The sequence below is a fragment of the Haloimpatiens myeolchijeotgali genome (assembly GCF_042688525.2).
In the GTDB taxonomy this organism is placed as follows: Bacteria; Bacillota; Clostridia; order Clostridiales; family Clostridiaceae; genus Haloimpatiens.
Genome location: NZ_JBHWAB010000001.1, coordinates 3,344,652 through 3,370,180, shown reverse-complemented (window position 1 = coordinate 3,370,180; position 25,529 = coordinate 3,344,652). Strand labels below are relative to the sequence as shown.

Sequence of the window (25,529 nt, the reverse complement as noted above, 5' to 3'; positions counted from 1 at the left end):
TTCAAATTTTGGATACCCCTCACAGCTGTATGTGAGGGGTGTTCTTAGGTTGATTGAATTTTCTAATTATAGCAAACAATGAGAATTATTAAAAAGAAATTTATGTTAATATTCGGGGGGATAATATGACATCCAATGAAAAACAGAATTTAAAAAAATACAATGTTTTAAATTCTGTAAGCACTAGAATAGTTCTAGAAATACTTGCAGTTCTTGTTTTAGCTTGTGGTATTTTAGGTGTAATGTCTTATAAAAGAGCTTCTAAAGCATTGACTGAAAGTGTAGAAATGCAGCTTCAAGATAGAGTAGATGATTGTTCAAGAATTATATCAAGAGAAATATATTCAAAAATGAATAATTTAAAGACAGTGGCTAGTTGGTCTAAAGTACAATCTATGGATTGGAAACAGCAAAAAGATGAGATAGAGGGAGAAGAAAAAAATTTAGGTTTTAAAAGATTTCAGATTGTAGATTTAAAGGGAAATGTGCATACTCAAGGTAAAGATGATGTTATTAATATTTCTAATAATACATATTTTACTAAGATGAAAGAAGGAAAAGAGGTTATTACTGATCCTTTATTTAGTAAAGTTGATAATACTGCAGTTGTAAATTTATGTGTGCCAATTAAAGATGAAAGTGGTATATTAAAAGGTATATTAGTAGGGAATTTAGACTTAAAATCATTGAATAATTTAACAAATGAAATGAAAGTAGGAATAGAAGGGTTTGCATTTATAGTTAATAAAGAAGGTACATATATAGCTAATAAAGACATAGAAAAAGTATTAAATTGTGTAAATGAAATTAAATATTCTAAAAATGATTCTAGAGTAAAAGAATTCATAGATTTAGAAACAAAAATGATACAAGGTGAAAAGGGTTTTGGCACTTACAATTATAAAGGTGTAGAAAAATTTGCTGCATATAAACCTATACCAAATACTTCTTGGTTTATGGGATTAACAATTCCTAAAAGTGAATTATTTAGTAAAGTTAATTCTTTAAAACACCAAGAAATATTTATGACTATTGTGTTTATTATTTTAGGATTACTAGTTGGTATAGCTATTTCTAGAAGTATTAAAAAAGCTCTTCTTAAAATGAGAAAACATGCAGAGGAGCTAGCTAAATGCAATCTGTTATATAAAACTTCAATAGAAAGAAAAGATGAATTTGGACAAACAGGTGAGGCGTTAAATAAAGCTACAGATATATTAAATAAAGTTATGAACAACGTTAAAGAAAAAAGTTTTAGTACTTTAGAAAGTACTGAAAAATCAGGAGAAAAATTTAAAAAATTAAATGATGAAATAAATAATATAGCAGCTGCTACAGAAGAAATATCTGCTAATATGCAAGAATCTTCTGCAGGTGTAGAAGAAGTTACTGCAATGGCTTCAGCAGTAAAAGAAGATGTTAATAATACTGCTAATAGAGCAAAAGAAGGATTAAATTTAGCTTTAAACATACAAGAAAGAGCGGAATTAATTAATGAGGATACAAACAATTCAATTAATCATGTGAAAAATATATATAATGAGTCTAAAGAAAAATTAGAAAGTGCAATCCAAGATGCAAAGGTTGTTGAAAACATATCACAGATGGCTAATACTATTCTGGATATTGCAGAACAGACTAATTTATTAGCACTTAATGCAGCTATTGAGGCGGCAAGGGCAGGAGAACATGGAAAAGGATTTGCTGTGGTAGCAGAAGAAGTACGTAAATTAGCGGAACAATCTTCACAGACAGTAGGAGAAATACAAAATAATATAAAGTTAGTATTAGATTCAGTAGGGAAACTATCTAATGCTTCAGAAAATGTTTTAAAAGTTTTAGAAGAAGATGTATTAGAGGATTATAATAAACTTATAGGAGTTAGTGAGCAATATAATAAAGATGGAAAAACTATTAAAGGTATAGTTGAAAACTTTACTGATACATCTGAAAATATATCAATATCAGTAGATCAAATTGTAAAAAGTATGGAAGAAGTATCTACAGCTGTGCAGGAAGTAGCAAGTACTTCAGGACAAATTGCTCAAGATTCTGCTGAAGTAAATAATACTAGTGAAAGTTTGATTATAGAATCTAATAACAATGCAGAAAATGCTAAAAATTTATCAGATATTGTAGAAAAATTTAAGGCTAAATAATGTATTAGGTTTATCTAATATAGTAATTTTATAAAATAAAAATCATATTTATATAATACGAAAGCATGAATTGTAAAGTACAAAGTGCAAGGCACAAAGTACAATAAAGGATGGCTTTTGATTTAGTAGAAGGTTTTAAAAATATATTTTAAAATTTTTTAAAAGATGCTTGAAGAAACTATCCTTGTTTGAACTTTGTTATTCAAACTTTGCACTTTATCTTTCTTTAATTTTATTATATTAAAAACATTGTATGTAATATGTTATTTATAATTAACTCAACTTTCGCAGTAAAAAATACTGCTTAGCGAAGGGAAATGATATATTGCGTAAGAAACATTTGAACTTGTTGCTGAAGTGAAAGGTTTCTAAGCAAGATATCATTTCCCGTAGCGGTTGTTTTTCATCTCCGAAAGTTGAATAATTAAGTAAAAAATTCAATATAGCATAAGATATAGCACTAATATAAATTAAGTTAAAGTAATATACTAGCACTATAGGAGGTAATAATATGGCATATAATATAGTTGATATAATAGATAGGGTTATGTGTATTTGCGAAAAGAGATTAAAAGTTTATTTAGATATTAAACGAAACCAAATAGAAAATACTACTATGAAGTTAGTTACAAATGTGTTTATAAATCAAGAAAAAAATAAAATTAAGTATTATGAAAAATTTAAATCAGAAATTGTTATTAGGGAATTAAGAGAAATCGATTTTCATATATATGACAAAATATCTTCTCTTATGACTCAGTTTAATTATAGAATTAATTGTACGGATATAAGTAGTGTTGATAAAATTGTTCATTGTTCATTAGAAATGGACAAAGACATTCTTGCACTTTTTATTGATATTAGAGGAAGATTAGTAGTAAAGAAAGAAGATAGTGAAAGTTTAGAATATGAAATTTTAACGAATATTATAGAGAAACAAGAAAAATATATAAAGGATTTAGAAAAAATGATTAGAATTAAATAAATATAATGTAAATGATAATTTAATACAGTTTATATATAAATGACTTACTTTTTCTACTCTTAACATAAAAACTATAGATCTTATGTTAAGAATACATAAGATTATGCACAAAAGGGAAGAAATACATAAAGGATTTACAAAACTTAATTAGAATTAAATAAAAAATATTAATTGATAGTTTTTATTAAGTAGAGGAGTGGTCATATGTCAAATAGATTTGTAACAGCAATAAATTGTATGGATGGTAGAGTTCAAGAACCTGTAATTGAGTATTTAAAGAAAAATTATAGAATTGATTATGTGGATATGATAACAGAACCAGGGCCTAATAAAATTTTAGCAGAAAATAAAGATAAATGTATCATTGATTCAATTAAAAAGAGGATAGATATTTCTTTAGATAAACATAAATCTAATTTAATAGCAGTAGTTGGTCACTATGATTGTGCGGGAAATCCTAAATCTAAACAAGGTCAAATTGAGGATATTAAAATTGCTTTAAAAAATGTAAGAAGTTGGTATAATGATGTAATGCTTATAGGATTATGGGTAGATGAAAAGTGGAAAGTGTCAGAGGTATGTAAGAGTTATTAGAAAATTATTTTTGTATGTGAAATAATGAGGAGATAAATAAAAGGGATATTTAAAAAAAATTTTGTATAAAAAACTGATGTTAAAAATGTTAGGGATGAGAGTGTGATGAAAGGTAAAGTAATGAGAAGATGGGATATTTTATTAATAGTTAGTATATCATTTTTATTAATTGGCTGTACAATACAAGGAGAGAAAAAGAATTCTTCAAATTCTGGCAAGAAAAACTTAAAATTAGTACAAAAATTTAATAAAAAAAGTCTTGATGACAATGAAAAGGAAAAAAATCTGATTTATAATCAAATAAAAAATATGAGTTTAGATGAAAAAATAGGACAAATGTTTATTTTAGGATTTGAAGGATATGAAAGAAATCAAGAAATAGAAAATATTATTGTAAATAAAAAAATCGGAGGAATGATTTTTTTTCAAAATAATATAAAAAACACAGAACAATTTTTAAATATTGTAAACAACATAAAGAATACAAACAAGCAGAACAAAATACCGTTATTTTTGTCTATTGACCAAGAAGGAGGTAGAGTTAAAAGGCTTCCAAAAGAAATAAAACAATTTCCAAGTAGTTACTACATAGGAAGTAAAAATAGTACAGAATATTGTTTTAAAGCAGGAAAAACTACGGCAAATCAACTTAAAGCATTTGGATTAAATATGAATTTTGCACCTGTACTAGATATATTTAGTAATCCTAAAAATACTGTTATAGGAGATAGAGCTTTTGGCAAAAATCCTGGTATAGTAAAAGAATTATCAATACCAAATATGAAAGGAATGCAGTCAGAAGGTATTATTTCTGTAGTTAAACATTTTCCAGGACATGGAGATACAAGGGAAGATTCACATTTGAAATTACCTATAATAAATCATGATTTAAGTAGATTAGATAAATTTGAATTAGTTCCTTTTAAAGCAGCAATAGAAAATAATTGTGATGCTGTCATGGTAGCGCATATTTTAATTCCACATCTAGATAAGAATAATCCATCATCGCTTTCTAAAAGTGTGGTTACAGATTTATTAAGAAAAAAGTTAGGGTTTGATGGAGTGGTTATTACAGATGACATTAATATGGGAGCCATAAGTAAAAATTATGGAATAGAAAAAGCAGCAGTAAAGGCTGTAGAAGCTGGGTGCGATTTGGTTTTAATATGTAGAAATTATACACAACAGTTAAAGGCAATAGAAGAATTAAAAAATGTTGTAAAACAAGGTAAAATTACTGAAAAAAGAATTGATGAGAGTGTATATAGAATTTTAAAATTGAAAAATAAATATAATTTAAATAATAGTGTAATAAATTCTGTAGATGTAAACAAATTAAATAAGGAATTTATGAAACAATAAAAGCTTTCTGTGTTTGCAGAAAGCTTTTATCAAAAGAAATTGTTTACAACCAAGTAATCAATATATATAATTAAGGTGTAAGTATTTTAAAAATTTTCGTATTATTATAAAGTTTTGTTCAAACGTTTGCATAGCTAAGAAATATTATAATAATATAGATGATACAGAGGAGGAGTACTTATGAAAACAGAAAAAGATAAAGAGCTTAATAGAGATAATGTTTTAAAATATGCAGGTGAAAAATCTGAAGAAAAAGTAAGAGAAGCATTTGATACTAATAGACAATTTGAAAGTTGTGGAGATTTTCAAGAAATGAAAATTCAAAACAATAACATAGTTTTTGGATTGACAAATTCAATTATTAAATTATATGTGCTTACTGATAAAATAGTAAAAATAGAAATGGTTAAATATCCACAAAATATAAAAAACTATTCTAAAGAAGATTTAAACGATTACTTTGAAAAAGTTTGTAAAAGAGAGTATAAGAAAACTCAAGCAGTAAGTAAACAACAATGGAATAAAGTTGACTTTCACGTAAAAGAAGATAGTTCTCAAATTTTAATAAAAACAAGTATATTAGATATTCAAGTTAATAAAACGCCGTTTAGTATATGTTTTAAAGACCAAGGAAAAGTAATAAATAAAGATTTATTAAATAAAGGTATGGGTAATTTTGGAGAGGGTGTATGCTGCTACAAAGAACTACAGGATAATGAGCATTTTTATGGATTTGGTGAAAAAACAGGATCTTTAGATAAACAGAAATGGGATACTATAAACTGGAATACAGATAATCCATTTGAACATAATGATGAAACTAAATCTTTATATTCTTCTATTCCATTTTTCATAGGATTAAATAATAATAATGCATATGGTATATATTTTGATAATACATATAAAACATATTTCAACATGGGGAAGGACAATAGTGATTATTATTATTTTGCAAGTGAAAAGGGCGAGTTAGTTTATTATTTCATATATGGACCTTCTATTAAACAGGTTTTAGAAGGATATACAGAAATTACTGGAAGAATGAAAATGCCTCCAATGTGGACATTAGGTTATCAACAGTGTAGATGGAGTTATTATCCACAAAGTGAAGTTTTAAACCTTACAAAAACTTTTAGAGAAAAGGATATACCTTGTGATACTATTTATTTAGATATTGATTATATGGATGCTTATAGAGTATTTACATGGGATAATCAAAGATTCCCTAATTATAAAGGTATGATAAATGAGCTTCATGATAATGGATTTAAGTTGGTAACTATAATTGACCCTGGTGTAAAAATCGATAAAGATTATAGAGTTTATAAAGAAGGGGTAGAAAATAATTATTTCTTAAAAGACAATGATGGAAATGTTTTAAATGGAAAAGTTTGGCCAATGGATTCGGCATTCCCTGATTTTTCAAATGAAAAAGTTAGAAATTGGTGGGGAGGATTAAATTCTGAATTAATTAATATTGGAGTAGATGGAATTTGGAATGATATGAATGAACCATCATTATTTGATGCTATAACTGGAACTATACCAAAAGATATAATACATAATAGTGACGAAGGAGCTATAACTCATGAAGAGTTCCATAATCTTTATGGTATGATGGAAGATAAGGCTACTTTTGAAGGTATGATTAAAGCAGATTCAAATAAAAGAACATTTTTATTATCTAGAAGTGCTTTTGCTGGTATTCAAAGATATTCTGCACTATGGACTGGGGATAATCAAAGTTTATGGGACCATTTAAAATTATCTATTCCTATGAATTGTAATTTAGGACTTTCAGGAGTATCTTTTGTAGGAAATGATGTTGGAGGTTTTGGAGGACATTGTACTGAAGAACTTCTTGTTAGATGGACACAAGTTGGTACATTCCTTCCAATGTTTAGAAATCATAGTGCTATGGGTACTAGAAATCAAGAACCATGGGCTTTTGATAAAAATACAGAAGATATATGTAGAAAATATATTAAATTGAGATATGAAATTTTACCTTATTTGTATAATGTATTTTATGATGCAGCAGAAGAAGGACAACCTATTTTAAGACCATTAATTTATGAATTCCAAAATGATTCTAAAGCTGTAAACATAAATGATGAATTTATGCTTGGAGAAAATATATTAGTTGCACCAATATTAGAAGAAGGATGCATAGAAAGAAATGTTTATTTGCCACAAGGTAAATGGGTTGATTATTGGACTGGAAAAGAATATGAAGGAAATAATACTATAGGGGTAAGTGCTCCATTAGATATTATACCTGTATTTATAAAGAGTGGTTCAATAATCCCTAAGTATAAATGTGCAGATTGTACAGATAAATTAAATAAGCAAGAATTGATATTAGATATCGTACCAAATGAAAATTCAGTTGTAAAATATAGTTATTATGAGGACGATGGTTGTTCATTTGATTATGAAAAAGGTAAATATGCTATAACAAACATGGTTCTAGAACAGAATGATGAAAAATATACTTTAAAAATCGATAAAGTGTATAAGGAATATAGTGATTCATTTAATAGTGTTCATGTAAATATAATAAATTGTATACAACCAAAAGAGGTTAGAGTCGTTAATACTAAAGAAAATTCTAGTACAATTAATTATGAATATAAAAATAATGCCTTAAGTTTTGATGCAAAATTTGAAGAAAATCTTACTATAGAAGTTATAAAATAAAGTATAAAGTAGAAAGAACAAAGTATAAAAAAGTAAGATTTTCAAAAGTAAACTTTTGAAAATCGGTTAATTATAAACTCAACTTTTGCAGTAAAAAAACACTGCTTAGCGAAGGAAAATGATATCTTGCGTAAGAAACATTTGAACTTGTTACTGAAGTGAAAGGTGTCTAAGCAAGATATTATTTCCCGTAGCGGCTATTTTTTATCTGCGAAAGTTGAGTTATAAATTTAAGTTTTACTAAATTTATATTAATAAAAGTTTTTCTTTCAGAAAAACATCCTTATTTATTCTTTGTTCTTTAATCTTTATACTTTATATTTTATGTTTATTTAATTTGTATATCTTCAACTAAACATCTTAAAAGCTCTGCAGTAGACCATGCTTGAGCAAAACATCCTCCAGGTGTGTGAGGAAAATCACCATCAAATACTTCATTTACGTGATTTAAGCTTATATCATTTAAATGACATATTAATGGATTTATAAAATTAACAGCAGCGTCTTTGTCTTTATAAACTTTCATAAAGGCAGTAATGAAATGACCCATTAAATGACTCCATACTGTACCTTGATGATATGCAGCGTCTCTATGATATCTATCCCCTTTGTATATAGCGTTATATTCATTGTCAATTTGGGAAAGACTTCTAAGTCCATATGGAGTTACTAAATGATTTATTATAGTATCAACTATATGTTTCTCTTTTGAGCTGTTAAGCATAGTAAATGGAAGGCTTACAGCATATATCATATTAGGTCTTATTTTAGTATCTTTTTTATCATCTCTTATTACATCATAAAGATACTTTCCTTCTTCATACCAGAATTTTTTCATAAAGTTTTGTTTAGCTTTTTGAGCTAATTGTTTATAAGTACCAGCTTTATAGTTAATAGATTTAATATCCACATTTTTATCTGGATTATTTGCACATTGTGTGTATAAATATTCAAATGTCATTAAAGCATTATACCAAAGAGCATTTATTTCAACAGCTTTTCCATGCCTTGGAGTTGGAACATAATCTCCAATTTTTACATCCATCCATGTTAGTTGAGTTCCCTCTAAACCCCCTGTGATTAAATAATCAGAATCCATTTTTATGTGGTTTATAGTGCCTTTTATATGATATTCAATTATGTCTTTTAAAGTATGAAGTATTTTTGATATAAATTCTTTGTCCTGTGTATATTCGTAGTATTTATAAACAGCATAGAAATACCATAAAGATGCATCGATAGTATTATATAAAGGTTGAACTCCACTGTCTGGAAACATATTAGGAAGTATTCCTTTATTTAAATATTTAGAAAAAGTTATAAGTATATCTTTGGCATCTTCAAATCTTTTTGTACATAGTGTTAAACCTGTAAAGGCAATCATTGTATCTCTTCCCCAATCGGTAAACCAAGGGTAACCTGCTATTATTGTTTTTGATTTAGTAGAATTTCTATTTACAATATAAGCATCACAAGAGGCACATAAATTTTTTAAAACTTGGTTTTGGTAAGAAGAATTTTTCATAAGTTGTAATAATCTATTTTGTTCTATTTCTACAATTTTAAAAGGAGCTTTAATATTTTTTGTATTATTAAGATTAGTACTATCACATGCTATTTTAGCGTCAAAAACAAGACCTATTTTTATTATGCTGTTTTTTGGTATTTTTACATTGAAGTAGCCAGGTATAAAATGATTATCTACAGGATTTAAACCTCTTACTTCTTCATCTAAATAATACATATTTTCGTAAAAACTTTCCTGTTGTATAAATGTTCCATTTGTACAGTACATATTAAGATTTATATTTTTGTTTATATTAACGTTTACAATGTCTTCGTGATATTCAGATGTAAAAGTTAAATCTTTTATTAAGGAATTGTCATGATGATCTCTATTATTTAAAAGAGGATATAATTTTAAATTTGCATTTTTATTCAGAGTTTTTATTGTATAAACTACAACAGCAGTATTTGAGTTATGTTCGAGACTTATAGTTTTGTCTATAAATACGCCATCAACTCTATATGAAAAATTTGGGAGAGGATTTAATTTAAAATTTGTCTGATATTTAAATCCATTATCAAAACCACCTACTTTTTGATTCGAGTAAAGTTTATACTCTTTACCACCTACTTCAATAACCTCGTCTACTTTTGATACTATCAAGTATCTTTCTGTTGGAGGATTTATGGCAATATTTAAGATGCCATGGTATTTTCTAATGTTTGCTCCAATTATAGTAGAAGATGTGAATCCTCCTAAACCATTTGTAAGCAAATATTCTTTTTCGATTCCTGTTTTAAAGTCTTTAAAATTATTAACTCCAAGCATAGTTAACTGCTACCTCCTGCATAATTATAATTTTTTTTGAATTATTATACTTTGATTTTAGAGTTTGGATTTTATTCTTTAAATTTTATTGTGAGAATTAAATTTTTAATTATATAAACTTTTGTTTTTATTTTAAATGTGAAAGATTTATAAATCAATATAAAATTTCAGTTGTTAATTTTAAAAAAAGTAGTTAAAATATATTAAGATAGACTAAAAAATATATATGAGGTGATTTTTATGCGTATAGGTATCGACTTAGGAGGAACAAGTATAAAGGGAGGACTTGTTGATAATAATGGTATCATAATTGATAAAAGAAGTAGAAAAACTATGCAGACTGAAGATAATAGCGGAAGAGATCAAATCTGTGAAGATATTATTATATTAACAAAAGAATTAATAGAAAAGAATAACTTGTCTACTGATGACATTGAACAAATAGGAATAGGGGTACCCGGTAATGTAGATTATGAAAGTGGTATTGTTAGAAAATGTGTTAATGTCAATTGGGAAAATGTAAATGTAAAAAAGATTTTAGAAGACGAGTTTAAAAAGAGTGTAATAATAGATAATGATGCTAATGCAGCAGCTGCGGGAGAATATTTATATGGAAGTATGAAAAATGGTAAAAATGCTGTATTAATAACATTAGGCACTGGTGTAGGTGGCGGAGCTGTTTTGAATAGTAAATTATTTAGGGGAAGTAATGGTTCAGCTTTAGAAATAGGTCATATGCAAGTAGGCCAAAATTTTTATAAATGTTCTTGTGGTAATGATGGATGTTTAGAAACTTTTGCATCAGCTACAGCTGTAATAAGATATACAAAAAAGTTAATAGAAGAAGGTAATGAAACTAAGATAATCGATATGGTTAATAATAATCTAGATGAAATAAATGCAAAAGTAGTTTTTGATGCAGCAAAAGAAGGAGACACAGTAGCATTAAAAGTGGTAAATAGATTTATTAAATATTTAGCAATAGGAATAACAAACATTATAAATATTTTAGACGTAGATATGATATCAATTGGTGGAGGAGTATCAGCAGCTTTTGATTTTTTCAAAGAGAATCTAGTAGAAGAAATTAAAAAATACAAATTATTTAAAGAAATTGCTTTACCAAGTATAGAAGTAGCTACTTTAGGCAATGATGCTGGAATAATTGGAGCTGCTATGTTAGATAGAATATAAAAAAATATTTATAAAAAGATAAATTAAAAAATAATATAAATTTTTTAATTTAATATTACATTTTCGACATTTTTATGATATACTTTTATTATCAACAATGCGCAAACGTTTGCACATCATTTAAAATAATTTTGGACAAACTAAAGATGATTACAACAACAGTACGGAGGTGTTCCATGAATAAGAAGTCTTATTTAATTGATGGCATAATTGGTAATTCGAAAATGTTATTATCTATGTACAATGATGGAAGAATAAGTAGAATGTGGTGGCCATCTATTGATTTTATTCAACATGTAGATGAAATATTAGATGGAGTTTATGTAAAGGATTCCGATGAATTTTTATGGAGAAAAGGAGAGCAGTGGAAATATACTCAAGAGTACATAGAGAATACTAATATCCTTAAAAGTACTGCTTTTAATTCAAAATATCAAATTGAAATGGAATCTATAGATTTTTGTACAGCACAAGATGATGTTTTAGTGAAAAAATATACTATAAGAAATAAAAACTCTAAACCTTTAGCATTAGATTTTATGTTTTATTCAAATTTATCTATAAGTGATAGTGATAGATATAATTCAGTATACTTCGACAAAAATAATTCAGCATTAATTCATTACAAACATGAATACAATTTTTCAATAGGAAGTTGTAATAAAATTAATGGATACACTGTAGGAGATGCAAAGGCTCAGGTTGAGAGTGGTAGCCTAAATGGAATTGAGATATCTCAAGGTACACAAGGTGCATTATCATTTGAACTTGAAACATTAAAACCTGGAGAAGAAAAAGAAATAAGTATATTTATTGCAGCAGGTTTAAGTAATGAGAAGAGTATAGACGAATTAAATAGAGCCAAAAATGCAGGAGTAGAAAAAATTTATAATGAAACTGTGGATTATTGGAATGAGTACGTGAAAAAAGGTGTACAAGTATCTACAGGAAATAAAGAGATTGATGAAATATATGTAAGATCACTTCTAGTTGTAGCACTTATGTACAATAAAGAAACAGGAGCATATTTAGCAGCACCAGAATTTGATGAAGATTTTACTAAATGCGGTGGATATGGATTCTGTTGGCCAAGAGATGGAGCTTTTATTGCGTATGCAATGCTAAAAGCTGGATATAAAGATATGAGTAAGCAGTTCTTTGAGTGGGCAATCAGGGTTCAAGAAAAAGAAGGATGTTGGGAACAAAGATATTATATGGATGGATTAAAAGCACCAACATGGGGATTACAAATAGATGAAACAGGTTCTGTCCTTTGGGGAATGAACGAATATTTTAAGGAGACAGAAGATGTAACTTTCATAGAGAAGGCTTGGGATAGCATTTACAAAGGTGCTGAATTCTTATGTAATAATATTGATGAAGAAACTAAGCTTCCTAAGGCAAGTATGGATTTATGGGAAGAGAGAAAAGCAGAACATACATATTCTTCATGTGCAGTTGAAGCTGGCTTAAGAGGTGCAGCTAAAATAGCTGAAAAATTAGGACATAGTGAAGTTGCAAATAAGTGGTTAAACTGTGCAAACGTTATAAAAGAGTCTATTGAAGAAATATTGTGGAATGAAGAGAAACAATCTTTTTATAGAGGTGTAAAGATTAACATAAGTAAAGAAGAATACGATGAACTTAAAAAATCCAATGATAAAGTAGATGTACAAATTAGAGACAATGGATATGAAGATTATACAAAGTATTATGATGATATAGTTGATTCATCATTAGTAGGAGCTAACTATCCATTTGGAACAATAAATGCAAACGATATGAAAATGATTAAAACAGGGGAAGCAGTGGAAAGATATCTTTGGGTTAATAAAGTTGGAGGCTTAAAAAGATATGAGGATGATCCTTATATAGGAGGAAATCCTTGGATTATAACAACTTTATGGTTAGCACTTTATTATAATCGTATTAATAAAGTAAATGAGGTAGATAAGTTAGTAAAATGGGCAGTAAATCATAAAACTCCATTAAATTTATTACCAGAACAGATAGATAAAGAAAGTGGTAAAACAGCTTGGGTAGTACCATTAACTTGGTCTCATGCAATGTTTATACTTACAGCAATTGAAATATGTAAAATTAATTAAAATAATAGACGGAATAGTAACTAATTCAATTTTTACAGAACAAAAATAAAACTTATTTTAGATAAATTATGTACTGTGTAATGCAAATATAGAGTGAAAAGTATAAAGAACAAAGAAGGAAGATTTTTAAAAGCAAGTTTTTAAAAATCTATTAATTGTAAATTAAATAAAGATTTTTCTAAAAGAAAAATATCATTATTTGTTCTTTGAACTTTAATCTTTATATTTTATGTTTATATGTTAACGTATTCTTAGTAAGGCATAATATGTAGTCGTTTAAATTTAGTAATTGTGAAAGTTGGATAGTTGACCAATATCATACACATAAAATGTAAAAGAGGAGCTGATGTTAATGAGTAATAAGAAATATCCTTCAGTTGCGTATTTTTGTATGGAATATGGATTAGAGTCAAATTTTAAAATTTACGCAGGTGGTTTAGGAATACTTGCAGGAGATTATTTGAAAGCAGTAAAAGATATGAATATGCCACTTGTTGGTATAGGTATTAAGTGGAAACAAGGATATACAGACCAATGTATTGATTCAAAGGGTAAAGCATACGATTTATATCACAATTATGCATATGATAATTTAGAAGATACAGGTATAAAAGTAACTGTTAAAATTAGAAAAAGAGATGTAGTATGTAAAGTTTGGAAAAGTGAGCAGTATGGTAATAATCCTATATATCTTTTAGATACAGATATACCAGAAAATGACAGCGGAGATAGATGGATAACAGGACAACTATATGGATGGTTTAAAGAAGAAAGAATAGCACAAGAAATTGTTCTTGGCGTTGGAGGAGTTAAAGTTTTAAGAGAACTTGGATTATCTGTAGATGTATATCATTTTAATGAAGGTCATGCAGTATTAGCTGCACTTCAATTAATAAAAGAGAAAATGGAAAGCGGATGTACATTTGAAGAGGCATGGAAAGCTACTAGAGAAGATGTTGTGTTTACAACTCATACTCCTATAGTTCAAGGAAATGAATCTCATACTATTGACTCTTTAGAATATATGGGAGCTTTCAATGGACTTACAAGAGAGCAAATGATAAGACTAGGTGGAGATCCATTTAATATGACAGTTGCAGCATTAAGACTTTCTAGAAAATCAAATGCTGTTGCACAGCTTCATGGAAAAACTGCTAATGAAATGTGGAAAACTACTGCAGGTAGAAGTGAAATAATTGGAATCACAAATGCTATACATGTTCCAACATGGGTAGATGATAGAATGGTTAAAGCATATGATGAAAATGGTGACCTTTGGAAAAATCATATGGAAATAAAAAAAGAAACTATAGAATTTATTAAAGAAAGAACAGGAGTACAACTTGATTGTGATAAATTGCTTATAGGTTTTTCAAGAAGAGCAGCACCATATAAGAGAAGTGATTTAATATTTACTGATAGAGAAGTAATAGAACCATTATTAAAAGATGGAAAAGTTCAAATTGTATTCTCTGGTAAAGCTCATCCATTAGATGATACAGGAAAAGGTATAGTCGAAAATCTTGTAGCTATGATGAAAAAATATCCAAATGCTGTAGTATTTTTAGAAAACTATGATATGACTATAGGAAAAATGCTTACAAGAGGTTCAGATATATGGTTAAATAATCCAAGAAGACCTAAAGAAGCTAGTGGTACATCAGGAATGAAAGCTGCTATGAATGGAGTATTAAATTGTTCAATTTTAGATGGATGGTGGCCAGAAGCATGTCAAGATGGTGTTAATGGATGGCAATTTGGTGACGGATTTGAAAGTGAAGATGAAAAAGAATTAGATACACATGATTTAAAAGCATTATATGATGTATTATTAAATAAAGTAATTCCTATTTACTATGGGAACAGACAAAAATGGGTTAAAATGATGAATGAAAGTATAAAAACTACTAAAGATTATTTCTCTATGAATAGAATGGTTGAGGAATATTATGAAAAGATGTATATTAAGTAATATATAATATGTAAGAACTACAACCAAAATATGATAGTTTTGCTAAAATTAAAAGTAGAATAGGGGGAAGTATTATGGCAGATGTTGTTTTAAAACATATTCAAAAGAAATATGATGGTAATGACAAATTAACAGTTACTGATTTTAGTATTAATATAAAAGATAAAGAATTTATCGTATTAGTAGGACCATCAGGATGTGGAAAATCTACAACTTTAAGAATGATAGCAGGTCTTGAGGATATTACTGATGGAGAATTACTTATAGACGGAAAACTTGTAAATAATGTTTCACCAAAGGATAGAGATATAGCTATGGTTTTCCAAGACTATGCATTGTATCCTCATATGACAGTATATGAAAATATGGCTTTTGGATTAAAACTTAGAAAAACATCAAAAGATATTATAGAACAAAAGGTAAAAAAAGCTGCTAAAATACTAGGATTAGAAAGTCTTCTTAAGAAAAAACCAAGACAATTATCTGGAGGTCAAAGACAAAGGGTTGCTTTAGGACGTGCAATAGTTAGAGATCCAAAAGTATTCCTAATGGACGAACCTTTATCTAACTTAGATGCAAAACTTAGAGTTCAAATGAGAGCAGAGATAACAAAATTGCATAAAGAACTTCAAACTACATTTATATATGTTACTCATGATCAAACAGAAGCTATGACTATGGGTACAAGAATTGTAATAATGAAAGATGGAGATATTATGCAGGTTGATACTCCTCAAAATGCTTATGAACATCCAGCTAATTTATTTGTTGCTCAATTTATTGGAAGTCCACAAATGAATATTGCTAAAGGAAAAGTTGTAGAGGAATCTGGAAGACTAGTTATCAAAATTTCAGATAATCTTATGATTGAAATACTTCCTGAAATACAAGCTATATTAAGAGAAAAAGGATACTTAAATAAAGACATATATGCAGGAATAAGACCAGAGTACATTTCACGAGTTGATGAATCTCAAAAAGCAAATGAGTATGCAGTTATAAATAGTAAAGTAGAAGTAACTGAAATGATGGGATTTGAAACATACGTACATTTTTCATTAGGTGATAATAAGTTGGTTGCTCGTGTAAATTCAGTAGATGGTATAAAAGTAGATGAAAAGATTTGTTTGAAATTACCAGCTGAAAATATTCATTTATTTGATGCAGAAACAGAAAATGTTATAACTAAATAAAAAAATGTAAGATTAATTTGCAAATTAGTTTATTACAAGATAAAATATATTTAAATAAAATGAAGAATCTATGAGAATATTTATTAAGGAATTGGTGATAAAATGGCAACCATCAAAGAAATTGCAAAAAAAGTAGGGGTTTCACCTTCTACAGTTTCAAGGGTTATATCTGATGATGCTAGAATTAGTGAGGAAACTAAGAAAAAAGTTAGAAAAATAATGGAAGAATTAAAATATCATCCGAATGCTATAGCTAGAAGTTTGGTTTCTAAATCTACAAAAACAATAGGGATTATAATGCCTTATTCTGCAGATCAAGCATTTATGAATCCATTTTTTTCTGAGGCATTAAGAGGTATTGCAAAATGTACTTATAATCAAGGATATTGTCTTTTGATAACTAATGGAGTCACAAAAAAAGAGCAAATAAATTCTGTATATTCTCTTGTTATGGGAAGAAGAGTGGATGGTATAATTTTGATGTACTCTAAAGAAAATGATCCTGTATTAAAAGAATTACAAAATATGGATATACCATTTTGTATGATTGGTAGGCCTGTTGATAATAAAAATATAACATATGTGGATAACGATAATATAGAGGCTGCATATAAGGCTACTGAATATTTGATAGAAAAGGGACATAAATCTATAGCTCTTTTAAATGGTTCTATGAATCTTACTGTGTCAGCAGATAGATATGAAGGTTATAAAAAAGCGTTAGAAGAAAATAATTTATCACTTAATGATGAGTTAATAGTATCTGTTGAGTTTTTACAGGAAGATGGATATAAGGGAATGAAAAAAATATTAAATTCAAAAATAAAGCCTTCGGCTGTTATTGCTACAGATGATTTAATGGCATATGGAGCTATGAGAGCTATAGGTGAAATAGGTTATAAAATTCCTGAGGATATTTCTATAATAGGATTTAACAATATTCCATTATCAGAATTCTTATTTCCTCCACTCACATCTGTTGATATTAATACATATCAAATAGGAGCTTCAGCTGCTCAGCTTTTGCTTGAAAATGTTAAAGGAGAAGTAAGAGCGAATAGGAAGATAGTTGATACAAAAATAATTTATAGAAAATCTGTTTGTGAATATAAAAAAAGTTAATAAAAAAATAAAAAAAAAGACAATTAATAATTGACAGATTATTTTCAAAAGTGTAAAATAAAATTGTAATAAGTTTTACAAAAGTTAAATAAAAATTGATGCAAACGGTTGCATCAAATCATAAAAGTTATTTTAAATTTTTTTAAATGATTATTCAATCGTTTGCATAAATGTATAGAGGAGGTTTTCGTATGGGGAAAAAATTAAAAAAATTAATGTGCTTAGTAACAGGTGCAATTTTAACAGCAGGGTTATTTGCAGGATGTGGATCAAGTGCTACTTCATCTGATACTTCTGAAAAGAAGGGCGGCGAGCCTGTAAAGGTTTCCTTGTGGCATGGATGGAATGGTGCAGAAGAGGAAGCACTTGGAGAAGTTATTAAAAAGTTTGAAGAAAAGAACAAAGATGTTAAAGTTGAAACTTTACCAGTAGCTTTTGATAAACTTAACGAAAAACTTAAAGCATCATTATCTACAGATCAAGCTCCAGATTTATTCATAGGACCAAATGACTGGGTAGGTACTTTTGCAGCACTTAATCAATTAGAAGAAGTTGATAATTACATATCAGATTCAAAAAGTGATTATCTAGAGAAAGCTTTAAAAGCAGGACAATATGGTGGTAAGCAATATGGAATACCAGAATCAGTTAAAACTTATGTATTGATTTACAATAAGGATTTAGTTCCAAATCCACCAAAGACAATTGAAGAAATGAGAAAAATAGCTAAAGAAAACACTAAAGATGGAAAATATGGTCTAATATTTGATATAGGAAATTTCTATTATGATTATGCATTCTTTGCAGCATATGGTGGAAAGATATTTGCTGATGATAAAGGAACACTAGCTTTCCAACAACCAGAACTAGTTAAGTCATTAAAACTATTAAATCAAATCAAGAATGTTGATAAAGTTACTGTAAAAGATTTTGATTACAATGTAATGATGGATTTAATGCAAACTGGTAAATGTGCAATGATGATAAATGGATCATGGTCTTTTGGAGACTTAGATAAAGCGGTTAAAGAAGGAAAAGGATTAAAGAACTGGGGAGCAGTTACACTTCCAGTTTTAGAAGAAGGAAAACCACTTAAACCATTTATGGGTACAGAAATGATGTATGTTTCTAAAAATTCTAAAAACAAAGAAGCAGGTGCTAAGTTTGCTAAATTTATGACTTCACCTGAAGCACAAAAAATAATGAATGAAAAATCAGGACAAGTTCCAATAAATAAAAAGGTTGAGACTAATAGCGATTGGAAAGTAAAAGTAATACTTGACCAAGTTAAAGAGGCTGAGTTAATGCCAGTTATTCCAGAAATGGGACAAGTTTGGACACCAGTTGGAGATATGTACGGAAAAGTTCTTAGTGGTTCTTCTACACCTGAAAAAGCAGTAAAAGAAGCTCGTACTAAGATTGAAAAAGAAATTAAAAGTATGCACGGAGAATAATTAAGTTGTTAAAGTCAGGATTGAACCTGACTTTAACTTTATCCCATAATTTTAATAGGAGGATACCTAGATGAAGAATAAAGCTAATAATCAAAATAATACATATGTAAAAAAACGAGAAAGTCTATTAGAACGTATTAAAAAAAATAAGATTGCATATGCTTATATTTTACCATCTACTATAATAGTAGTAGTATTCTCTTTAATACCAATTTTATATGGAATAAGTTTAGCCTTTACTAATCAAAATTTATATACAATGGCAAATCATTCTGTTAAGTTTGTAGGTTTAAAAAATTTCATAAAGATATTTAAGGGACTAGATCAAGATTTTATAATAATTTTATTAAGAACTCTTGTTTGGACTGTGGTAAATGTATTTTTGCATGTGTCTATTGGACTTGGGCTTGCTTTGTTATTAAACAAAAAGGGACTTAGATTTAAAAAAGTGTATAGATCTTTATTAATCCTTCCATGGGCAGTACCACAATTAGTTTCATGTTTAATATGGAAGATAATTTTTAACTACGATGTAGGTGCAATAAATCAATTACTTGTTAAATTAGGATTGTCAAAAGTTCCTTGGTTGAATAATCCTAAAATGGCTTTTGTATCAATAATAATTGTAAATGTTTGGCTTGGAGTTCCATTTATGATGATGGTAGCAACTGGTGCACTTCAAAGTATTTCAGATAATTTTTATGAAGCGGCTGAAATAGAAGGAGCTAGTTGGTGGCAAAAATTTAGATATATTACACTTCCAATGATTAAACCAGCTATGGTGCCAGCAACTACACTAGGTTTTATATGGACATTTACAAATTTCAATGTTGCGTATTTGGTTACAAAAGGAGGCCCTAATAAGGCAACTGAACTTATACAAACTTATACATATAATGAAATGACAGCAGGAAATTACGCAAAGGCTGCAACTTATGGAGTTATAGTATTCATTATACTATTTATTTTCAATTTAATTAATACAAAGATTACGAAAACGTTTGAGGAGGTATAGCGATATGGAGAATGCGGTTAAAAAAGTATCTAGGAATAAAGCTAAAAGACGTATAGATCATTTTTTCACCCATATTGTATTATTAATAATAACAGTACTTTCTATGATTCCAATTTGGTGGATAATAGTAACCTCCATTGATGGAAAAGCAGTTGGACTTTCCGCTTCTTCAATTAAGTTGTTACCAGCTCAATTTTCTTTTAAAAACTATATTTCAGTATTTAATAATCCTAATTTTTTAACATGGCTTAAAAATAGTTTGATATTTGCTGGTGTTACTACTTTAATTGTAATGGGGTTAGTTGCGCTTGGAGCATATGCATATTCTAGATTTAATTTTCCAGGAAAAAAGGCAGGAATGATGTTTTTCCTTATTGTTATGATGCTTCCAATTACAACATCACTATTACCACAATATTTAATGATGTTAAAATTAAAATTGGTAGGAAAATATATAGGTATAATCTTGATATATACAGCTGGAAATATGACTTTTGGAATTTGGAATTTAAAAGGATATTTTGATACAATACCTAAGTCTCTTGAAGAGGCGGCTATAGTTGATGGTGCGTCTAAAATACAAGTATTTACTAATGTAATGCTTCCTCTTGCAGCACCAGCTATAGCTATTACAGCACTAATAGTTTTTACTACTGTATGGACTGAATTTGCTACTGCGTTTATATTTGTTAAGTCTTCTAGTCAATATACTTTGGCAATGGGACTTTATAACTGGGCATCTAATCCTAGAAATATACCTTATCCTCTATTTTGTGCAGGTGCTATGGTAGTTGCACTTCCAGTAGCAACATTATTTATGTTATTTCAAAAATATATTGTTTCTGGATTAACGGCAGGTGGAGTAAAAGGCTAAAATAAAAGTAAAAAGTATAAAGTGTAAAGTATAAAGTGTAAAGTTTAAATGAAGATAAATTTCCGAAGTGATGCTTCGGAAATTTTTATTTTAAAGTAAAGAATATAAAAAAATAAAATACAAAACAAGAAAGAATTTCAAAAGCTAGCTTTTGAAATTCAATGAATTATATACTTAATTATAGAAGGATGATATAATAAAACTAGTTATTTAAATTCAGGCATATCAATATCATCTTGTATCCCTTGTGGATATAGAAGACCATTATTTGTACGTTCTACTATTGGATAACCTAATTTTGACATTTCAATTGTTATATTCTTTTTATTATATGTGTAATTAGGATTATAGTTATTAAATTCTTTAATCATAATCAAATCACTCCTTTATAATATTTTTTGCTAAACCATATAATTTATTAATGAACATTCTTCTAGAATTGTTTATTAAATGCATTAAATTTAAAAAACATTCTTGTTACATAATATGGGAATATAGTATAATAGATATGTATACATAGTTTAATTTGGTATAATTGGGGGATGAATTTATGAATGAGATAGATGTAAAATGTAGTTTAGAAAGTCCTCAAGATAAGGGTAAAGATATATCATTATCAGTAGATGCTCCAGATAATGATAATCTTATTTATAAGTTTTTGGTGGGTAAAGATGGTACATGGAATACTTTAAAAGATTTTAGTAATGAAAGAAGCATATCATGGAAACCAGAAGAAGATGGTAAATATATAATAATGGTACAAGCTAAGGAGAAAGAAAGTACTAAAGGTTTTGATTATATATCAAGATTAGAATATATAATAGGAGACATTCAGGAACAAAAGATGATAAAAAATATATATATTGACAAAAAAGATATAAAAATAGGAGATAAAATAACGATAATAGTAGAGTCAAATAAAATACCAGTAATGTACAGATATTGGATAAAAGAAGATGGCAAATGGGAATTAATCAAAGAGTATTCACCAGATAATACTTTAAACTGGACTGTTTTATCATCTGGAAAACAGGAGATACTTGTAGAGTGTAAAAATTTAGATTCTAACAATAACTTTGATGATTTTGATACAATATCTTTTGATGTTCAAAATTTAAAAAAGGTAGAGATAAGAGATTTTAAATGTTTAACCAAAAGAATTATAAAGAAAAAAGAATTATTGTTTCAAATAAGTGCAAGTTATGATGATAATAGAATGATATTATACAAGTTTATAAAAATAGATTCAATGGGAGATACAGAATGTATACAAGATTATTCTACTAAAAGAACAGTAAATTTTGTAGAAAATGAAAGTGGAGAGTATAAATTACTTTGTCTTGCCAAAGATATGTATTCCCCTAAGGAATTTGATGATAGAGCTGTTATTATGTATAGGGTTAAAGAGTATGAAGAAATAGAACTTCAAGCATTTACTACGGATTTAAGTTCACCACAAATTTGTGGTACTCCAATAGAACTAAAAGCAATAGCAAAAGGTGGAGAAAATTTAGTTTATAGATTTAAAATTGAAGGTAATAGAAGGGAAGATTCTGGTTACATAAAATTAAATAAATATATATGGAAGCCAGAAGAGTGTGGTAAATATATAATAAAACTATTTGTTAAAGATGAATGTTTTAGTGGGGAATATGAGGTAAAAGATGAAATTGAATTTTATATAGATGAGATAAGTAAAGAAGATGTAAGTATTAAAGATATTTTATATGACAAGAAGGAAACTTATTTAAAAAAAGAAGCAATAACTGTAGAAGTAATAGCTGAAGGTGGAGTAGAATTAAAATATGGTTTTATAGTAAGAAAGAACGGAGAAGATATAGAAAAGATACCTTATGGAAATTGTAATTGGGTAAATTTCACTCCTGAAGAAAGTGGTAATTTTGAATTAGAAGTAAGAGTGAAGGATAAGTATTCAAAGAGACAGTATGATAGTCATGAAGTAATACCGATAGAAGCAAGAGATTATATACCTGCTAATATTGAGTATGTACTTATGTCACCAAAAGAAACATATATGGTAGGAGATAATATTTGTTTTGATATTATTACACAGAATACAAATGAAATAGAAGTAAAGTATATGTTGAAAATAAATGGACATATAGCAGAAGAAACAGAGTTTTTAAAGAATAAAAGATATGAAATGATTCCTAGACACAAGGGCGTATATATATTAGATATATTAGCTAAAAATGAGAAAAGTAATGAAAAATATGATTGTAAAAAATGCATTAAATTACAGGTCAAGGATTGTTTTCCAGTAACCAACACTAAACTTAGAAGTAATAAATTAAATTTTGTATGCAATGAAGCTATAAATCTTTCAGTTACAAGTGAAGGTGGTAAAGATGTTGTATACGAATTTTATTTAATGGAAAAAGGAGAATGGATTTTAGTACAAAAATATAGTAAGAAAGATTATTATTCATATATTCCTTTTAACAAAGGTCTATATAAGATATTAGTTTTAGCTAAAAGTATGTATGAAAAATTTAGCTATGAGGATTATGATGTATTTGAGTTTTATGTAGAATAAAAACTATGGAGGAGTAAAAATGAAAGTAGAAAATGCACAAAAGTTATTAATGGTACAACTTATGTCTAAAATGTTTCAAAAGAATTTAGGTGATTCACCAGCTTTTGCTGCTGTTTTAGAAAGTATGACTAAAGCTTCAGAAGATAGTGGTAGTAATGTTAATCAGTTATTTGATAATATATTTAATAATATACAATCTGATGAGCTTTATAGTAATGGAGGACAAAGTATATTATTAGATAAAGAAACTTCCAATTCATATGAAGCAGTTAGAAAAATTGTTAGTGCAAAAGGTTTGACACCTTCAATAAAGGAAGCAATTAAAAAAGCTTCAAAGAAATATGGAATAGATGAGAATTTAATTTTGTCAGTAATAAAACAAGAATCTGGATTTAATTCTAATGCAGTATCTAGTGCAGGAGCTATGGGACTTATGCAGCTTATGCCAGGCACTGCAAGAGGATTAGGAGTTACTAATCCATTTAGTGTTGAACAAAATATAGAAGGTGGTACAAAGTATTTAAGAAATTTATTAGATATGTATGGAAATTCAAAGGAATTAGCCCTTGCTGCATATAATGCAGGTCCTAACTCAGTAAAAAATAGAAATGTAAAAACTAAAGATGATATATACAAAATGCCGCGTGAAACAAGAAATTATGTTGATAAAGTTATTAAGTATTATAAAGGAAATCTTTAAGGAAAATATCATTTTCTGTAGCAGCTGTTTTTCACCTGCGAAAGTTAATTTTATTATGTTATGTGAAATTTTATATTTATTACATAGCTTCAATTTAGATTTAATGATAAAATTTAAATGTATATATATAAAGATAAAAAGTCATAATTATATTATGATTTTTTATTTTTCTACAAAAGATTGGTTATTATTTAAAAGGAGAGATAAAGATGGAAAGACTAGATAAAGTTTTAGCGAATTTAGGATATGGAACAAGAAAGGAAATAAAAGCAGCAGTAAAAAAAGGATTAGTTACAGTAGATGGAAAAGTTGCAAAAGATAATGGACTAAAAATTGATCCTGAGAAATGTAAAATTGAAATTAATGGAGAAGAAATTTCATATAAAAAAAATATATATTTAATGATGAATAAGCCAGATGGTGTAGTATCTGCTACATTTGATAAATATGATGAGACAGTAGTTGATTTAATTGATCCTGAATATAATGTTTTTAATCCATTTCCAGTTGGAAGATTAGATAAAGATACAGTAGGTCTTTTAATTTTAACTAATGATGGAGTGTTAAATCATAAATTGATATCTCCTAAGAATCATGTGGATAAAGTTTATTATGCTGAGATAAATAAAGCGGTATGTGATAAAGATATAGAAGCTTTTGAAAAAGGAATAATTTTAGACGACGGATATAAATGTATGCCAGCAAAGCTTCAAGTTATGAAAGCAGATAATGATGGATCTGAAGTGTATGTGACTATTCAAGAAGGAAAATTCCATCAAGTAAAAAGGATGTTTGAAGCACGAGGTAAAAAGGTGGTTTATTTAAAGAGAATTTCTTTTGGAACTTTAGAATTAGATGAAAATCTAGAAGAGGGTGAATATAGAGAACTAACTGATGAAGAATTAAAATCATTAACTATTTAAAAATCTATATAATAAGGTAAATTTTATTTGTAGTTAATAAATGTTAAAAAAATATGAATGAAATCTATTCATTTAATGAAATATTTACAATTATTTTTGCAAACACTATTGCATTTTTGTGTTTTTTTAAATATAATAATAGTGCAAGGATAAATGAAAAGATAAATAGCCCCCTTTTTATTTATCATCAAAACAGCCCAAGCCCCAAGGGCTGTTTTATTTTTTTTTTTGATTTTTTATATAATATATGTTATGTGTTTTTAAAATAATATTTAAATTTAT

Annotated in this window: 18 protein-coding genes; 16 read left to right on the top strand and 2 right to left on the bottom strand. The window is 27.7% G+C overall.

The window, feature by feature from the left end:
* The first annotated feature begins 125 nt into the window (after positions 1-125).
* The 5 genes from ACFIJ5_RS15115 to ACFIJ5_RS15095 all read left to right on the top strand — a co-directional run bounded on the left by ACFIJ5_RS15115 (position 126) and on the right by ACFIJ5_RS15095 (position 7,800).
* Positions 126-2,159 carry a methyl-accepting chemotaxis protein gene (locus ACFIJ5_RS15115; protein WP_379808469.1) on the top strand — a complete coding sequence of 678 codons (2,034 nt, stop codon included), beginning with the start codon at positions 126-128 and terminating at the stop codon, positions 2,157-2,159.
* 511 nt (positions 2,160-2,670) lie between these two features.
* Complete coding sequence (locus ACFIJ5_RS15110; RefSeq protein WP_379808467.1) at positions 2,671-3,144, top strand: hypothetical protein; 474 nt, start codon at positions 2,671-2,673, stop codon at positions 3,142-3,144.
* A 204-nt stretch (positions 3,145-3,348) separates the two neighbouring features.
* Positions 3,349-3,738: a carbonic anhydrase gene (locus ACFIJ5_RS15105; protein WP_379808465.1), complete on the top strand. Its 390-nt coding sequence runs from the start codon at positions 3,349-3,351 to the stop codon at positions 3,736-3,738.
* A 105-nt stretch (positions 3,739-3,843) separates the two neighbouring features.
* Positions 3,844-5,100, top strand: coding sequence for a beta-N-acetylhexosaminidase (gene nagZ / locus ACFIJ5_RS15100; RefSeq protein ID WP_379808463.1), 1,257 nt, complete (start codon positions 3,844-3,846; stop codon positions 5,098-5,100).
* A gap of 180 nt (positions 5,101-5,280) precedes the next feature.
* On the top strand, positions 5,281-7,800 hold the full coding sequence (locus ACFIJ5_RS15095; protein WP_379808461.1) for a glycoside hydrolase family 31 protein: 2,520 nt from the start codon (positions 5,281-5,283) through the stop codon (positions 7,798-7,800).
* Between the two features lie 328 nt (positions 7,801-8,128).
* On the opposite strand, the gene ACFIJ5_RS15090 is transcribed toward ACFIJ5_RS15095, so the two are convergent.
* On the bottom strand, positions 8,129-10,135 hold the full coding sequence (locus tag ACFIJ5_RS15090) for an amylo-alpha-1,6-glucosidase (protein ID WP_379808459.1): 2,007 nt from the start codon (positions 10,133-10,135) through the stop codon (positions 8,129-8,131).
* 240 nt (positions 10,136-10,375) lie between these two features.
* On the opposite strand from ACFIJ5_RS15090, the gene ACFIJ5_RS15085 reads away from it, so the two are divergent.
* The 8 genes from ACFIJ5_RS15085 (at position 10,376) to ACFIJ5_RS15050 (ending at position 21,067) form a co-directional block, all read left to right on the top strand.
* Positions 10,376-11,329 (top strand): ROK family protein, encoded by a 954-nt coding sequence (locus ACFIJ5_RS15085; RefSeq protein WP_379808457.1) that lies wholly within the window; start codon positions 10,376-10,378, stop codon positions 11,327-11,329.
* 176 nt (positions 11,330-11,505) lie between these two features.
* Positions 11,506-13,437, top strand: coding sequence for a glycoside hydrolase family 15 protein (locus ACFIJ5_RS15080; protein WP_379808455.1), 1,932 nt, complete (start codon positions 11,506-11,508; stop codon positions 13,435-13,437).
* A gap of 352 nt (positions 13,438-13,789) precedes the next feature.
* Positions 13,790-15,409, top strand: a complete 1,620-nt coding sequence (gene glgP, locus ACFIJ5_RS15075) for an alpha-glucan family phosphorylase (protein ID WP_379808453.1) — start codon at positions 13,790-13,792, stop codon at positions 15,407-15,409.
* Between the two features lie 74 nt (positions 15,410-15,483).
* Positions 15,484-16,602, top strand: coding sequence for an ABC transporter ATP-binding protein (locus tag ACFIJ5_RS15070; RefSeq protein ID WP_379808451.1), 1,119 nt, complete (start codon positions 15,484-15,486; stop codon positions 16,600-16,602).
* Between the two features lie 102 nt (positions 16,603-16,704).
* Positions 16,705-17,724, top strand: a complete 1,020-nt coding sequence (locus ACFIJ5_RS15065; RefSeq protein ID WP_379808449.1) for a LacI family DNA-binding transcriptional regulator — start codon at positions 16,705-16,707, stop codon at positions 17,722-17,724.
* Positions 17,725-17,915: 191 nt separating this feature from the next.
* Positions 17,916-19,178 carry a sugar ABC transporter substrate-binding protein gene (locus ACFIJ5_RS15060; protein WP_379808447.1) on the top strand — a complete coding sequence of 421 codons (1,263 nt, stop codon included), beginning with the start codon at positions 17,916-17,918 and terminating at the stop codon, positions 19,176-19,178.
* Between the two features lie 70 nt (positions 19,179-19,248).
* Entirely contained in the window at positions 19,249-20,193 is a 945-nt protein-coding gene (locus ACFIJ5_RS15055) for a carbohydrate ABC transporter permease (RefSeq protein WP_379808445.1), read from the top strand.
* A gap of 4 nt (positions 20,194-20,197) precedes the next feature.
* Positions 20,198-21,067: a sugar ABC transporter permease gene (locus tag ACFIJ5_RS15050; protein ID WP_379808443.1), complete on the top strand. Its 870-nt coding sequence runs from the start codon at positions 20,198-20,200 to the stop codon at positions 21,065-21,067.
* Between the two features lie 206 nt (positions 21,068-21,273).
* On the opposite strand, the gene ACFIJ5_RS15045 is transcribed toward ACFIJ5_RS15050, so the two are convergent.
* On the bottom strand, positions 21,274-21,438 hold the full coding sequence (locus ACFIJ5_RS15045; RefSeq protein WP_379808441.1) for a hypothetical protein: 165 nt from the start codon (positions 21,436-21,438) through the stop codon (positions 21,274-21,276).
* A 179-nt stretch (positions 21,439-21,617) separates the two neighbouring features.
* Here ACFIJ5_RS15045 and ACFIJ5_RS15040 point away from each other — a divergent pair, with 179 nt between their 5' ends.
* The 3 genes from ACFIJ5_RS15040 to ACFIJ5_RS15030 all read left to right on the top strand — a co-directional run bounded on the left by ACFIJ5_RS15040 (position 21,618) and on the right by ACFIJ5_RS15030 (position 25,247).
* Complete coding sequence (locus ACFIJ5_RS15040; RefSeq protein ID WP_379808439.1) at positions 21,618-23,624, top strand: triple tyrosine motif-containing protein; 2,007 nt, start codon at positions 21,618-21,620, stop codon at positions 23,622-23,624.
* A gap of 19 nt (positions 23,625-23,643) precedes the next feature.
* A complete protein-coding gene (locus ACFIJ5_RS15035; RefSeq protein ID WP_379808437.1) occupies positions 23,644-24,324 on the top strand; it encodes a lytic transglycosylase domain-containing protein in 681 nt (226 codons plus the stop codon).
* Positions 24,325-24,533: 209 nt separating this feature from the next.
* On the top strand, positions 24,534-25,247 hold the full coding sequence (locus ACFIJ5_RS15030) for a pseudouridine synthase (protein WP_379808435.1): 714 nt from the start codon (positions 24,534-24,536) through the stop codon (positions 25,245-25,247).
* Positions 25,248-25,529: the final 282 nt, after the last annotated feature.